The organism is Variovorax sp. Varisp53, assembly GCF_059491555.1.
The window spans coordinates 1,665,418-1,678,585 of record NZ_CP168512.1; the positions used below are offsets into that span (position 1 = coordinate 1,665,418).

Consider the following 13,168-nt stretch of genomic DNA (forward strand, 5'->3'; position numbering starts at 1 on the left):
GCCATGATCGATTGGCTGACAGACGCCTTTTCCGCCTTGCAGGGCTGGTTCTTCGAGACCGCCGTGCAGCCGCTGGTCTATGCCGTCGGCCTCGGCGGCTGGACCGAGGACGCCTTCGACGCCACCGGCTGGCTGCTGGTCGGCCTCATCCAGATCCTGGTGCTGATCGCGGTCATCGGGCCGTTGCAGCGCTGGCGCTCGGTGGAGCCGGTGGTCGATCGCCATGCGATCCGCATCGACGTGCTCTACACGCTGATCCACCGCCTCGGCCTGTTCCGGCTGGCGCTGTTCTTCACGCTGCAGCCCTTCTTCGACGATGCGCTGGGCAGCCTGCGCACGGCGGGGTGGGGCACCTTCCATCTCGACGAGGTGTGGCCCGGCGTGACCGATGTGCCGGTGGTGGCCTTCGCCATCTACCTCGTGGTGCTCGACTTCGTCGGCTACTGGATCCACCGCGGCCAGCACCAGTTCAACTGGTGGTGGGGTCTGCATTCGCTGCACCACTCGCAGCGCCAGATGACCATGTGGAGCGACGACCGCAATCACCTGCTCGACGACATCGTCCATGACGCGCTGATCGTCATCGTGGCGCAGCTGATCGGCGTGGCGCCGGGGCAGTTCATTGCCTTCGTCGCCTTCACGCAGCTCAGCGAAAGCCTGCAGCACGCCAACCTGCGGTTGAGCTTCGGCGCCATCGGCGAGCGGCTGTGGATCAGCCCGCGCTTCCATCGGCTGCACCACAGCATCGGACTGGGGCACGAGTCGAATGGCAAGAGCACGCTGGGCGGCCACAACTTCGGCGTGCTGCTGCCGTGGTGGGACATGCTGTTTCGCACCGCGAACTTCGAGGACCGCTACGACCCGACCGGCATCCGCGACCAGGTCGAGTCGGACGCGAATGGACGCGTGCGCGACTACGGCCGTGGCTTCTGGGCCCAGCAGTGGCTCGGCCTGAAGCGGATGGCCGGTCGCGGCTGAGGGGCTCCGGGCCCTGAAAGGCGCGTCCGACGCGTTATCCTCGCTGCCTCATGCGCCTGCTCCTCGACTCCTTCTGGCGCGCGGTCGCCTATTGCATGCTGCCGCGCGTGATCGTGCTGTCGCTGCTGCCTTTGGGCCTGATGGTGGTGCTGGCCGCGGGGCTCGGTTACTTCTACTGGGACGACGCGGTTGTATGGACGCGGGGCGCGCTCGACGCCTGGCCGCTGCTGTCGAGCTTCTGGGCCTGGATCGGCCGTCTTTTCTCCGGTGACGTCACTTCCGCGCTGGCGTCCCTGGTCGTGGTGTTTGCCGCCACCCCGGTGATCGTGGTGCTCTGCCTGCTGATCGTGGCCGGCTTCATGGCTCCCGCGCTGACCAAGCTGGTGGCCGAGCGGCGCTTTCCCTCGCTCGAACAGAAAAAGGGCGCTTCGTTCTTCGGCAGCGTCGCGCGTTCGCTGGGCGTCACCATCCTGGCGCTGATCGCCCTCGTGGTGTCGATGCCGCTGTGGCTCATTCCGCCGCTGGTGCTGATCCTGCCGCCGCTGATCTGGGGCTGGCTCACCTACCGCGTGATGAGCTTCGATGCGCTGGCCGAGCACGCCAGCCCTGAGGAGCGCGCCGCGCTGCTGCGCGCGCATCGGCTGCCGCTGCTGTGCATCGGCGTGCTCTGCGGCTACCTGGGCGCCGCGCCCAGCATCGTCTGGGCATCGGGGCTGCTGTTCGCCGCTGCCTTCTTCGTGCTGGTGCCGATCGCCATCTGGATCTACACACTGGTCTTCGCCTTCTCGGCGCTCTGGTTCGCACACTACTGCCTCGACGCGCTTGCGCAACTGCGCGCTCAGCGTGCCATGGCCGAAGCGTCGACCGCCGACGGCACCACGTCGGCCCTCGAAGCCGAGGGAGCCAGCAAGGCCGCACTCTCTCAATGGGGTTCACCATGACACGCGCATTCGGTCTCATCGTCGTCGGCGACGAGATCCTTTCCGGCAAGCGGGCCGACAAGCACATGGCCAAGGTCATCGAGCTGCTCGCCGCGCGCGGCCTGCAACTCGGCTGGGCGGAGTACGTGGGCGACGAGCCCACGCGCATCACCGCCGCGCTCATGCGCGCCTTTGCCTCGGGCGACATCGTGTTCTCGACCGGCGGCATCGGCGCCACGCCCGACGACCACACCCGCCAGTGCGCTGCCCAGGCGCTGCGCGTGCCGCTCGCGCTGCACCCCGAAGCCGAGATGCTGATCCGCGAACGCATGCGGGACACGGCGGAGGAACAGGGCCTGCCCTATGAGCCCGACCGTCCCGACAACATCCACCGCCTCAACATGGGCGTGTTCCCGCAGGGCGCGACCATCATCCGCAACCCGTACAACAAGATTCCGGGTTTCAGCGTCGACCACGTGCATTTCGTGCCGGGCTTTCCGGTCATGGCCTGGCCGATGATCGAGTCCGTGCTCGACAGCCGCTACGCCGACCTGTTCACCCGCAATGCCGTCGCCGAGAAGTCGGTGATCGTTTTCGGTGCCATGGAAGCCACGCTGACCCCGCTCATGCAGGCCATCGAGGCCACGCACGCCGGCATCAAGGTGTTCAGCCTGCCCAGCGTCGACCACCCTGAATATGGCCGGCACATCGAGCTGGGCGTCAAGGGCGACCCCGGCCGGCTCGATGCCGCATATCTCCAGTTGATCGAAGGGTTGCACACCTTTGATGCCAAGCTTGGCCCAGAATTGGTGCGTTGATATCAATGGCACCAACTTGGTGAATTTCCGCCTCCATTTGGGGTTTGCAGCCCCCGCCAAGGCCTCGTCCGGTGAGGCGACAATGGCACAGAAACTGCATCCCTCGTCCCTGTATTCCTAACCACCATCCAACTCAGGAGAAACTGATGGCAAAGACCGTCGCCGATGTACTCAAGCTCGTCAAGGAAAACGAGGTCAAGTTCGTCGACTTCCGCTTCACCGACACCCGTGGCAAAGAGCAGCACGTCACCGTGCCGGTCTCGGCTTTCGATGAAGACAAATTCACCTCGGGCCACGCGTTCGACGGTTCGTCCATCGCCGGCTGGAAGGGCATCGAAGCTTCGGACATGCAGCTCATGCCCGACCCGAACACCGCCAACATCGATCCCTTCTTCGAAGAAACGACGCTGATCCTGACCTGCGACGTGATCGACCCCGCAGACGGCAAGGCCTACGAGCGCGATCCGCGTTCGCTCGCCAAGCGCGCCGAAGCCTACATGAAGGCCTCGGGCCTGGGCGACACCGCCTTCTTCGGTCCGGAACCCGAATTCTTCGTGTTCGACGGCGTCCGCTGGAAGAACGACATGTCGGGCTGCTTCGTGAAGATCGACTCCGAAGAAGCCTCGTGGAACACCGACAAGGAATACGAGCACGGCAACACCGGCCACCGTCCCGCAGTCAAGGGCGGCTACTTCCCGGTTCCCCCGGTCGACAGCTTCCAGGACATGCGCTCGGAAATGTGCCTGGTGCTCGAATCGCTCGGCATCCCGGTCGAAGTGCATCACCATGAAGTGGCCAACGCCGGCCAGATGGAACTCGGCACCAAGTTCAGCACGCTGGTCCAGCGCGCCGACTGGGTCCAGCTGCAAAAGTACGTGATCCACAACGTGGCCCACGCCTACGGCAAGACCGCCACCTTCATGCCCAAGCCCATCGTCGGCGACAACGGCTCCGGCATGCACGTGCACCAGTCGGTCTGGAAGGACGGCAAGAACCTGTTCGCAGGCGACGGCTATGCCGGCCTGAGCGACTTCGCGCTGCACTACATCGGCGGCATCATCAAGCACGCCCGTGCCCTGAACGCCATCACGAACCCCGGCACCAACAGCTACAAGCGCCTGGTGCCCGGCTTCGAAGCCCCGGTGAAGCTGGCCTACTCGGCCAAGAACCGCTCGGCCTCGATCCGCATTCCGTTCGTGGCCAACCCGAAGGGCCGCCGCGTCGAAGCGCGCTTCCCCGATCCGCTGATGAACCCCTACCTCGGCTTCGCTGCGCTGCTGATGGCCGGCCTCGACGGCGTGGAAAACAAGATCCATCCGGGCGAAGCCGCCAGCAAGGACCTGTACCACCTGCCGCCGGAAGAAGACGCGCTGATCCCGACCGTCTGCCACAGCCTCGACCAGGCCCTGGAATACCTGGACAAGGACCGTGCGTTCCTGACCAAGGGCGGCGTGTTCACCGATGCATACATCGACGCGTACATCGAACTGAAGATGCAGGAAGTCACGCGCTTCCGCATGGCGACCCATCCGGTCGAGTTCGACATGTACTACTCGCTGTAAAGGCGGGCCCCTGACGGGGATTCAAGACAAAAGGACGGCCTCGGCCGTCCTTTTTCATTGGGCTGGAACATTTGGTCACGGTTGGCATCGAATTGCACGAAAATGCACCTTTGTCGCCGCCCTCCACCGATACACATGAAGACTGCTTCTCTCATTTTTCTGGCCGGTTCATTGATCGCGCTACCGGCGCTCGCGCAAGAGCGCGTCTGGCGTTGCGGCAACGAGTACACCAACAACGCCACCATCGCCCAGCAGAAGGGCTGCAAGGTCATGGAAGGCGGCAACGTCACGGTCGTGCAAGGCACAAAGACTTCGGGCGGCGGCTCCGCGTCGTCCGGTGGTTCCTCCGCGGCACGCGCGCCGGCGGGCAGCCCGCGTGTCGAAGGCGTCGACCAGCGCGCGCGCGACGGCGAGGCGCGTACGGTGCTCGAAGCCGAGCTCAAGAAGGCCGAGGCACGCCAGGCCGAGCTGCAGAAGGAATACAACAACGGCGAGCCCGAAAAGCAGGGCAGCGAAGGCCGCAACTACCAGAAGTACCTGGACCGCGTCGCCGAAATGAAGGCCGAGCTGGCGCGCAACGAAAGCGACATCGCCGGCATCCGTCGCGAGATCGGCCGCCTGCCGAACAAGCAGCAGTCGCAATAGCCATATGGTGTTCGGGAAGAAGGCGAGCGGCGCCAATCCGCGCTTCCAGTCCTTCGACCTGCTGTCCACGCTGATCGCGGTGGTCAACAGCAACGGCTCGGTGCTGTTTGCCAATGCAGGCCTCGAAGACGCACTGGGTACATCGCGGCGCACCCTCGAGGGTTCGCAGTTCGGTGCGTGCTTTCACGAGCCGCAGGTGCTGCGCACGGCGATCGACGGCGCAAGCAGCAACGACTTCGCCACGCTGCGCTACGAAGCCTTCCTGCGCCGCGTCAATCACGAGCTCATGCCGGTGCAGGTCACGCTCGCGCATGGCGACAAGAAGGGCGAACTCATCATCGAGATGTCGCCGCTCGAGCATCAGGTGCGGCAGGACCGCGAAGAGCGCCTCATCGACCAGGCGCAGGCCAACAAGGAACTCATCCGCAACCTCGCGCACGAGATCAAGAACCCGCTCGGCGGCATCCGCGGCGCGGCACAGCTGCTGCAGATGGAGGTCGAGTCGCGCGACCTCATCGAATACACCCAGGTCATCATCCATGAGGCCGACCGGCTGCAGACGCTGGTCGACCGCCTGCTCGCGCCGCACCGCCGGCCGCACGTGGTGGGCGACGTCAACATCCACGAGGTGTGCGAGCGCGTGCGCTCGGTCATCCTTGCGGAGTTTCCGCGCGACCTGCACATCGAGCGTGATTTCGACGTGTCTATTCCCGAGTTCCGCGGCGACCGCGAGCAGCTCATCCAGGCCACGCTCAACATCACGCACAACGCCGCACAGGCGCTGGCCGAGCGCCGCGCGGCGGGCGATGCGCAGATCACTTTCAAGACGCGCATCGCCCGCCAGGTGATCTTCAACAAGCAGTGGTATCGACTGGCACTGGAATTGCATGTCATCGACAATGGACCGGGTGTGCCGGACACGATCAAGGACCGCATCTTCTATCCGCTGGTATCGGGCAGGGAAGGCGGGACCGGGCTGGGATTGACGCTTGCACAGACTTTTGTGCAGCAGCATCACGGCGTGATCGAGTGCGACAGCGTCCCGGGCCGAACCGATTTCAAGATATTGATTCCGCTGCCCTAGCGCAGCCCCGGCAACAGAGGAGATGCATGAAGCCGATCTGGATAGTTGATGACGACCAATCGATTCGCTTCGTGCTCGAGAAGGCTCTGCTGCGCGAAGACTTGCCCACGCGCAGTTTCACGAACACGCGCGAGGTGCTCGCAGCACTCGAACAGGCCGCCGACGACGATCAGCAAGGTCCCCAGGTCCTGGTGAGCGACATCCGCATGCCCGGCGGTTCCGGGCTCGACCTGCTCGACAAGATCAAGGCCAAACATCCTGGCCTGCCCGTCATCATCATGACGGCCTTTTCAGACCTCGACAGCGCTGTCTCGGCCTTCCAGGGCGGGGCCTTCGAATACCTGCCCAAGCCCTTCGACCTGCCGCGCGCGGTCGAGCTCATCCGCCGCGCCGTCGACGAAAGCCAGCGCGAGGAAGTCGCCGAAGAACGCATGGTTGCGGCGCCTGAAATGCTCGGCCAGGCGCCCGCGATGCAGGATGTGTTCCGTGCCATCGGCCGGCTCTCGCAAAGCAACGTCACGGTGCTCATCACCGGCGAATCGGGCTCGGGCAAGGAACTGGTGGCGCGTGCGCTGCACAAGCACTCGCCGCGCGCCAACGGCCCCTTCGTGGCCATCAACACCGCGGCCATCCCGAAAGACCTGCTCGAGAGCGAACTCTTCGGCCACGAACGCGGTGCCTTCACCGGCGCGCAGACCATGCGCCGCGGCCGCTTCGAGCAGGCCGAGGGCGGCACGCTGTTCCTCGACGAAATCGGCGACATGCCCTTCGACCTGCAGACGCGCCTGCTGCGCGTGCTGAGCGACGGCCATTTCTACCGCGTGGGCGGCCATAACTCGGTGAAGGCCAACGTGCGCGTGATCGCCGCCACGCACCAGGACCTGGAGCAGCGCGTCAAGCTCGGCGGCTTTCGCGAAGACCTGTTCCACCGCCTCAACGTGATCCGCCTGCGCCTGCCGGCATTGCGCGAACGCGGCGAAGACGTGCCCGCGCTCACGCGCCACTTCCTGCAGGTGAGTGCGCGCCAGCTCGGCGTCGAGCCCAAGCGCATTTCCGACGCGGCGCTGGCCAGGCTCGCGGCCTTCAGCTTTCCGGGCAATGTGCGCCAGCTCGAGAACATCTGCCACTGGCTGACCGTGATGGCGCCGGCCCAGCTGATCGAAGCGAAGGACCTGCCGCCCGAGGTGATGGCCGTCGGTGCAGGCGCCGAGGCCCACGTGCCCGAAGCCGCGGCTGCCGCACCAACCGCAACGGCCCAGCCCGTCGCATCGCTGCCGGTTGCGGCCAGCGGTGAATCAGCGCCTGCGCCCGCCGTTTCCGAATCCACCGAAGCGCATGCAGGCGCGAGCAGTTGGGAAAGCGGCCTGGAGGTCGAGGCGCAGGCGTTGCTGGCGGCCGGCCGCACCGACGTCTGGGACGTACTCACGCGCCGCTTCGAGTCGAGGCTGATCCTCACGGCCCTGGCCAACACGCGGGGCCGACGCATCGAGGCCGCGCAGAAGCTCGGCATCGGGCGCAACACCATCACCCGAAAGATCCAGGAACTCGGGATCGAATGAAAAGGCCCTTCGGGGCCTTTTTTACGACCTGCAATCGAACAACGCGGGACTTGTTCCAGGGATACCGCGGAACCGGCTTTGCCGGGCCGCCGGTATCGCCCCCTGCAAGGGGGAGGGCGAAGCGACACGAAGTGCGCGCAGCCTGGGGGTGTGCCAAGCTACCTGCTGCGCTGGCCGAGCGTCAGCGAGTCGATCTGGAATTTCCCGCTCTTGTCCCAGAGCCAGGTGTCAACGTACGTGTGACCGCCCAGCTTGCCCGGATTGGGCAGTGGCGACGTGGCCTTGATCAGTTCGGCAATCATCGGCGGCACTTCGGGCGCATGGCTCGGCGTGCGGCTGAAGGTGACGTTCACCACCTTGCCGGTGGCGTCGATCTCGGTCTCGACCACCACCACCGCATACACCAGCGGCGGGATCTTGCCCTTGTAGATGCGGCTTGCGTACTTGTTGTAGATGTGGCGTGCGCCGATCTTGCGATACGTTCGCACGGCTGGCGTTTGTGCCGTGATCAGGCGCACGGTGGGCACGTTGCGGTCGTCCGGCGCGGCTTCGCCGGTGGGGGAGGTCGCGGTGGCGCCCGTACCGCCTTCGGCCTTGTCGGTGGGCTTCAGCAGGGAGCAGGCAGACAGCGCGAGTGCGGTGGCCACCAATGCGATGCGGCCTGCGATGCGGGTGGGCGCGGCCATCGGTCAGGCCCCCTGGTCCAGATCGAGCACCACCGGCGCATGGTCGCTCGGCTTTTCCCATTTGCGCGGCACGCGGTCGATGATGCAGCCCTTCACGCGCGGCACCAGCGGCTGGCTCACCAGGACGTGGTCGATGCGCAGCCCGCGGTTCTTCTGGTAGCCCAGCATGCGGTAGTCCCACCACGAGTAGCTTTTCTCGGGCTGCTCGAACATGCGAAAACTGTCTGTCAGGCCCAGTTCGAGCAGCGCCTTGAAATGATTGCGCTCCTCGGTGGTGTGGTGGATCGTTTCCTTCAGGCCCACCGGGTCGAAGCTGTCGCGGTCTTCCGGCGTGATGTTGAAGTCGCCCAGCAGCACGAGGTTCGGGTTCGACACCATTTCCTGGCGCAGCCAGTCTCGCAGCGCGTCGAGCCACTTCAGCTTGTATTCGAACTTGTCGGTGCCCGGCGCCTGGCCGTTCACGAAGTAGCCGTTGACCACACGCAGCGGACCCGACGGCGTTTCAATGGTGGCTGCGATCACGCGCGACTGGTCGTCGGTGAAGCCGCCGATGTTCTTCACCACGTCGCGCATTGGCGCAAGGCTGAGGATCGCCACGCCGTTGTAGGTCTTCTGGCCGAACACCGCCGCTTCATAGCCGGCCGACTTGAGCACGTCGAGCGGGAACTTGTCGTCGGTCATCTTGAGTTCCTGCAGGCACAGCACGTCGACCGGATTGGCGATGAGCCAGTCGAGCACGTGCTGCAGGCGTGCGGTGAGGGAGTTGACGTTCCAGGTGGCTATTTTCATGAGGTCGACAAGTATCTGCAGGGCTGTCAGTGTGGCACGGGCCGCGGGGCCTTGGTTTTCGCAATCCTCGTGCGAAGGTAATTCGTCGCACATTCTGCCGTTGCCTCGGTGATGGCTTGAGCGGCGCCCTGCGCAAGGCGCCTCGCCTTCAGGGCTGCATGCCCGATCCGACGAGAGTTCGTCTTCTGAAGTTACATGCACGAGTGCTTTGTCACGAAAGCAGACGACTCGGTGCGCGGAGGGCGAATCCGTTCGGCACATCCGGCCCAGCCAGTGGCAAGAACCGCAGCGTGAGCCGCATCATTTGCGCGATGCCCGCGCAGCGCGCCATGCGAGGCCGAAGGCGCGGCTTCCTACAGCTCGATGAATGCCGACGTGGCCTTGTTGAGCGCCAGCTTGCCCTTGGCGGTGATCGATTCGACCTGGGCCAGCTGGCGTATCGCGCGCGCATCGGGCGCGCGGTCCGAGGGCGGAATGAAGGCCGTCACCAACTCTGCCGCACGCAGCACGCGCAGCCTGTCGATGTCTGCCGGCGTGTGAATGACGTATGGCAATTTCTGCTCGGCGATGACCCGAAGAAATTCCATGGACATGAGCCGTCTCCTTGGGTTGAGGGCGGGAGCGACATTTTGCGCACAAACAATTGGCGTTGTCTAAACCCTGAACCGCGCATGCCTTTTCCGGCGCGTACCGAAGTTTTCCTTTCGCGCTGCGGGTGCGACGAAGGTGCCAGTTTGTTCCCGGCAGACGGACGGCTAGTTTGTTGAACCGTCCGGGCTGGCCAAACTGTCGCCGCTCATCCGTTCGGGGATGCGATGCGCTCGTAGGTCACGAAGCTGAAGCCCAGGCCTTCCTTGGCCGAGACATGCGATTCGCGCTGCGTCTCGCGCCACACGGCTGCGTCGAGATCCGGAGCGTAGGCATCGCCTTCGTAGTTGCGCGCAACCTCGGTCACGACCGCGCGCTGCGCGAGCGGCTCGGCCTCGGCGTAGATCTGCGCGCCGCCGATGACCCACACGGCGTCGGCCTTCGATGACGATTCGCAAAGCGACAGCGCCTCCTGCAGGCTGCCCGCGCGCAGTGCGCCGTCGGCCTGCCAGCCGGGCTGCCGCGTCACCACGATGTTCTGCCGGCCCGGCAGCGGCCGGAAGCGTGGCGGCAGCGAGTCCCAGGTCTTGCGGCCCATGATCACCGGCGCGCCCGCGGTCTGCTGCTTGAAGTGCGCCATGTCCTCCGGGATGTGCCAGGGGATGGTGTTGTTCGCGCCAATCACGCCGTTGGCGGCGCGCGCGAAGATGAGGTTGACGCGGGGCTTGCTCATTCCGCTCATACCGCCACGGGCGCCTTGATCGGATCGCCGTGCCGGTAGTCCAGCACCTCGAAATCTTCGTACTGGTATTCGAAGATCGACGCCGGCTTGCGCTTGATGTTCAGCGTGGGGTACGGGTAGGGCGTGCGGCTGAGTTGCAGCGCGACCTGCTCGGCATGGTTGCTGTAGATGTGGCAGTCGCCGCCGGTCCAGATGAAGTCGCCCACGTCGAGGTCGCACTGCTGCGCCACCATGTGCGTGAGCAGCGCGTAGCTCGCGATGTTGAAGGGCACGCCCAGGAAGATGTCGGCGCTGCGCTGGTAGAGCTGGCAGCTGAGCTTGCCGCGTTCACCCTCGGCCTGCGGCGGCGCCACGTAGAACTGGAAGAAGGCATGGCAGGGCATGAGCGCCATCTTCGACAGCTCGGCCACGTTCCATGCGCTCACGATGATGCGGCGCGAATCGGGGTTGGTCTTCAGCGTCTTGATGACGTCGGCGATCTGGTCGATGTAGCCGCCGTCGGGCGTGGGCCAGCTGCGCCATTGCACGCCGTACACCGGGCCCAGGTCGCCGTCCTCGCGCGCCCATTCGTCCCAGATGGTGACGCCGCGTTCCTTGAGCCAGTTGTTGTTGCTGGAGCCGGTGAGGAACCACAGCAGCTCCTGGATGATGGACTTCAGGTGCACCTTCTTCGTGGTGACCAGCGGGAAGCCCTCGTTCAGGTCGAAGCGCATCTGGTGGCCGAACACGCTCTTGGTGCCTGTGCCCGTGCGGTCGCTCTTGAAGACGCCATGCGTGTCGACGTGGCGCATGAAGTCTTCGTACTGGGAGCGGACGGGGCGGGCGGGCGTGGAGGTCATGGGCGAAAGGCTTCCGGGGGTTCTGGCGCGAGGCTTCGAATTTTAAGTGCCCGGGCGTAGCATCGTCGGAATGAGTGCAGACCACCCCCACGACGACAGCGGCCACGGTCACCACCACGGCCATGACCACGAACACAGAGAACTCGGCGAGATGGACCTGCGCGTGCGTGCGCTCGAAAGCGTGCTCGCGCAGAAGGGCTACATCGACCCGGCCGCGCTCGACGTGCTGATCGACACCTACCAGACCCGCATCGGCCCGCGCAACGGCGCGAGGGTGGTGGCGCGGGCCTGGGTCGATCCGGCCTTCCGGCAGTGGCTGCTGGCCGACGCCACGGCAGCCATCGCCTCGCTGGACTACACGGGGCGGCAGGGCGAGCACATGGTGGCGGTGGAGAACACCGACGACACGCACCACATGGTGGTGTGCACCCTGTGCAGCTGCTACCCGTGGCCGGTGCTGGGCCTGCCGCCCACCTGGTACAAGAGCGCGCCGTACCGCTCGCGCGCGGTGAAGGACCCGCGCGGCGTGCTCGCCGACTTCGGCGTGACCCTGCCCGAGACCACGCGCATCCGCGTGTGGGATTCGACCGCCGAGGTGCGCTACATCGTGATTCCGCAGCGGCCCGCCGGCACTGAAGGTCTGAGTGAAGACGAGCTTGCCGATCTGGTCTCGCGCGATTCGATGATCGGCACGCGGCTGGCCGGCGCGACTGCGGAAGCGGGGAGCGCCGCATGAGCTACGCGACGAAGGCGGACCTCGGCGGGCAGCCCGGCTTCGGCAAGGTGGTGCCCGAAGCCGAGGGCGAGCTTTTTCATGCCGATTGGGAGCCGCGCGCGCTGGCGCTCGTGCTGGCCATGGGCGCGACGGGCTCGTGGAACATCGATGCGAGCCGCTCCGTGCGCGAGACGCTGCCCGACTATGGCGAGCTGAGCTATTACCAGATCTGGCTTCGCGCGCTGGAGCAGCTGATGCTGCAACGCGGTCAGCTCTTTCCCGACGAGATCGCGAGCGGCGAGATGCGCCACGCGGCCGCGCCTGTGGCCCGCGTGCTGCGCGCGGCCGATGTGCAGTCGGTGCTGGCCAAGGGCTCGCCCGCCGAGCGACCAGCACCTGCACCGGCTCGCTTCGCTCCTGGCCAGGAGGTGCGCATGCACCTCGGCAAGGTCGACCATCACACGCGGCTGCCGGCCTATGTGCAGGGCAAGCGCGGCACCATCGTTCACGTACATGGCGCGCATGTGTTCGCCGACACCAACGCGCAAGGGCTCGGCGAGCAGCCGCAGTGGCTCTACACGGTGGAGTTCGACGAAGCCGAACTGTGGGGCGACGATGCGCCGCGCCAGAACCTCTCGGTGTCGGTCGATGCGTGGGAGAGCTATCTGGAGGCCGTGGCATGAGCGCCGCGCCGGGCCGCCCCAAGCAAGCTCGCACCGCAGTGCGAAGCACGAAGGTATTCCAATGAGCGGCGAGCGCATGCCGCTGTCGCCCGGCATGCCGCGCGATGCGGACGGGCCGGTGTTCAGCGCGCTATGGGAAGCCCAGGCCTTCGCGATGACGCTTGCGCTGCACGAGCGCGGCCTCTTCACATGGCCCGAATGGGCCGAGGCGCTGGCGGCGCAGATCTCCGAGGCTCAGGCCGCGGGCGACCCCGACACCGGCCAGACCTACTACCTGCACTGGCTGGCCGCGCTCGAGAAGCTCGTGGCCAGCAAGGGCGCCAGCTCGGGCGACGAACTGGCCCGCTACCGGCATGCCTGGGAGCACGCGGCCGGCCGCACGCCGCATGGGCAGCCGATCGAGCTGCGCGGGGAAGACTTTTCGGGCTGAGCTTTTCCGGTTGAAGTGTCTGTAGAGTGCGTGCGGCAGCGCCCGCATCGTGAGCTTGATCCGTTCGCGAGTCGGGTGATAGCCTGCCGCGCCTTCCTCGACATTCCTTCAACAGAACGAACAACATGAC

15 protein-coding genes are annotated in these 13,168 nt (G+C 65.7%); 10 read left to right on the forward strand and 5 right to left on the reverse strand.

The features are described from left to right. The first annotated feature begins 3 nt into the window (after window positions 1-3). The 7 genes from ACEOAB_RS07600 (at window position 4) to ntrC (ending at window position 7,566) form a co-directional block, all read left to right on the forward strand. The gene (locus ACEOAB_RS07600; protein WP_056587307.1) at window positions 4-978 is read left to right on the forward strand and encodes a sterol desaturase family protein; all 975 of its coding nucleotides are present in this window, start codon (window positions 4-6) and stop codon (window positions 976-978) included. Window positions 979-1,028: 50 nt separating this feature from the next. After that, on the forward strand, window positions 1,029-1,919 hold the full coding sequence (locus ACEOAB_RS07605; protein ID WP_056587310.1) for an EI24 domain-containing protein: 891 nt from the start codon (window positions 1,029-1,031) through the stop codon (window positions 1,917-1,919). After that, window positions 1,916-2,716: a competence/damage-inducible protein A gene (locus ACEOAB_RS07610; protein ID WP_200955376.1), complete on the forward strand. Its 801-nt coding sequence runs from the start codon at window positions 1,916-1,918 to the stop codon at window positions 2,714-2,716. Before ACEOAB_RS07605 ends, ACEOAB_RS07610 begins: the two co-directional genes overlap by 4 nt. Window positions 2,717-2,862: 146 nt before the next feature. Next, window positions 2,863-4,278, forward strand: a complete 1,416-nt coding sequence (glnA, locus tag ACEOAB_RS07615) for a type I glutamate--ammonia ligase (protein WP_007829403.1) — start codon at window positions 2,863-2,865, stop codon at window positions 4,276-4,278. Window positions 4,279-4,413: 135 nt separating this feature from the next. After that, the gene (locus ACEOAB_RS07620) at window positions 4,414-4,923 is read left to right on the forward strand and encodes a hypothetical protein (protein WP_413748045.1); all 510 of its coding nucleotides are present in this window, start codon (window positions 4,414-4,416) and stop codon (window positions 4,921-4,923) included. 4 nt (window positions 4,924-4,927) lie between these two features. Then, window positions 4,928-6,007 (forward strand): nitrogen regulation protein NR(II), encoded by a 1,080-nt coding sequence (gene glnL / locus ACEOAB_RS07625; RefSeq protein ID WP_056510423.1) that lies wholly within the window; start codon window positions 4,928-4,930, stop codon window positions 6,005-6,007. A 26-nt stretch (window positions 6,008-6,033) separates the two neighbouring features. Continuing rightward, entirely contained in the window at window positions 6,034-7,566 is a 1,533-nt protein-coding gene (gene ntrC, locus ACEOAB_RS07630; protein WP_413748046.1) for a nitrogen regulation protein NR(I), read from the forward strand. Window positions 7,567-7,724: 158 nt separating this feature from the next. Here the strand turns inward: ntrC and ACEOAB_RS07635 are convergent, their stop codons facing one another. The 5 genes from ACEOAB_RS07635 to ACEOAB_RS07655 form a co-directional block, all read right to left on the reverse strand. Continuing rightward, complete coding sequence (locus ACEOAB_RS07635; protein WP_056587322.1) at window positions 7,725-8,252, reverse strand: hypothetical protein; 528 nt, start codon at window positions 8,250-8,252, stop codon at window positions 7,725-7,727. 3 nt (window positions 8,253-8,255) lie between these two features. After that, window positions 8,256-9,041, reverse strand: coding sequence for an exodeoxyribonuclease III (gene xth, locus ACEOAB_RS07640; protein WP_413748047.1), 786 nt, complete (start codon window positions 9,039-9,041; stop codon window positions 8,256-8,258). Between the two features lie 353 nt (window positions 9,042-9,394). Then, window positions 9,395-9,634 (reverse strand): hypothetical protein, encoded by a 240-nt coding sequence (locus ACEOAB_RS07645; RefSeq protein WP_007829428.1) that lies wholly within the window; start codon window positions 9,632-9,634, stop codon window positions 9,395-9,397. Window positions 9,635-9,837: 203 nt separating this feature from the next. Next, window positions 9,838-10,362 carry a dihydrofolate reductase gene (locus ACEOAB_RS07650; RefSeq protein ID WP_413748048.1) on the reverse strand — a complete coding sequence of 175 codons (525 nt, stop codon included), beginning with the start codon at window positions 10,360-10,362 and terminating at the stop codon, window positions 9,838-9,840. 5 nt (window positions 10,363-10,367) lie between these two features. Then, entirely contained in the window at window positions 10,368-11,210 is an 843-nt protein-coding gene (locus tag ACEOAB_RS07655; RefSeq protein WP_413748049.1) for a thymidylate synthase, read from the reverse strand. A 70-nt stretch (window positions 11,211-11,280) separates the two neighbouring features. Between ACEOAB_RS07655 and nthA the strand changes: the two genes are divergently transcribed. The 3 genes from nthA to ACEOAB_RS07670 all read left to right on the forward strand — a co-directional run bounded on the left by nthA (window position 11,281) and on the right by ACEOAB_RS07670 (window position 13,038). Next, the gene (gene nthA, locus ACEOAB_RS07660) at window positions 11,281-11,946 is read left to right on the forward strand and encodes a nitrile hydratase subunit alpha (RefSeq protein ID WP_413748050.1); all 666 of its coding nucleotides are present in this window, start codon (window positions 11,281-11,283) and stop codon (window positions 11,944-11,946) included. Further along, complete coding sequence (nthB, locus tag ACEOAB_RS07665; protein ID WP_056587339.1) at window positions 11,943-12,608, forward strand: nitrile hydratase subunit beta; 666 nt, start codon at window positions 11,943-11,945, stop codon at window positions 12,606-12,608. The genes nthA and nthB overlap by 4 nt, the downstream gene beginning before the upstream one ends. A gap of 61 nt (window positions 12,609-12,669) precedes the next feature. Continuing rightward, a complete protein-coding gene (locus tag ACEOAB_RS07670; RefSeq protein ID WP_056587342.1) occupies window positions 12,670-13,038 on the forward strand; it encodes a nitrile hydratase accessory protein in 369 nt (122 codons plus the stop codon). Window positions 13,039-13,168 lie beyond the last annotated feature (130 nt).

What these genes read in the sequence shown, in the direction of transcription:
- ACEOAB_RS07600 (WP_056587307.1), top strand. Translation starts at nt 4, where the DNA reads ATGATCGATTGGCTGACAGACGCCTTTTCCGCCTTGCAGGGCTGGTTC.
- ACEOAB_RS07605 (WP_056587310.1), top strand. Translation starts at nt 1,029, where the DNA reads ATGCGCCTGCTCCTCGACTCCTTCTGGCGCGCGGTCGCCTATTGCATG.
- ACEOAB_RS07610 (WP_200955376.1), top strand. Translation starts at nt 1,916, where the DNA reads ATGACACGCGCATTCGGTCTCATCGTCGTCGGCGACGAGATCCTTTCC.
- glnA (WP_007829403.1), top strand. Translation starts at nt 2,863, where the DNA reads ATGGCAAAGACCGTCGCCGATGTACTCAAGCTCGTCAAGGAAAACGAG.
- ACEOAB_RS07620 (WP_413748045.1), top strand. Translation starts at nt 4,414, where the DNA reads ATGAAGACTGCTTCTCTCATTTTTCTGGCCGGTTCATTGATCGCGCTA.
- glnL (WP_056510423.1), top strand. Translation starts at nt 4,928, where the DNA reads ATGGTGTTCGGGAAGAAGGCGAGCGGCGCCAATCCGCGCTTCCAGTCC.
- ntrC (WP_413748046.1), top strand. Translation starts at nt 6,034, where the DNA reads ATGAAGCCGATCTGGATAGTTGATGACGACCAATCGATTCGCTTCGTG.
- ACEOAB_RS07635 (WP_056587322.1), bottom strand. Translation starts at nt 8,252, where the DNA reads ATGGCCGCGCCCACCCGCATCGCAGGCCGCATCGCATTGGTGGCCACC.
- xth (WP_413748047.1), bottom strand. Translation starts at nt 9,041, where the DNA reads ATGAAAATAGCCACCTGGAACGTCAACTCCCTCACCGCACGCCTGCAG.
- ACEOAB_RS07645 (WP_007829428.1), bottom strand. Translation starts at nt 9,634, where the DNA reads ATGTCCATGGAATTTCTTCGGGTCATCGCCGAGCAGAAATTGCCATAC.
- ACEOAB_RS07650 (WP_413748048.1), bottom strand. Translation starts at nt 10,362, where the DNA reads ATGAGCAAGCCCCGCGTCAACCTCATCTTCGCGCGCGCCGCCAACGGC.
- ACEOAB_RS07655 (WP_413748049.1), bottom strand. Translation starts at nt 11,210, where the DNA reads ATGACCTCCACGCCCGCCCGCCCCGTCCGCTCCCAGTACGAAGACTTC.
- nthA (WP_413748050.1), top strand. Translation starts at nt 11,281, where the DNA reads ATGAGTGCAGACCACCCCCACGACGACAGCGGCCACGGTCACCACCAC.
- nthB (WP_056587339.1), top strand. Translation starts at nt 11,943, where the DNA reads ATGAGCTACGCGACGAAGGCGGACCTCGGCGGGCAGCCCGGCTTCGGC.
- ACEOAB_RS07670 (WP_056587342.1), top strand. Translation starts at nt 12,670, where the DNA reads ATGAGCGGCGAGCGCATGCCGCTGTCGCCCGGCATGCCGCGCGATGCG.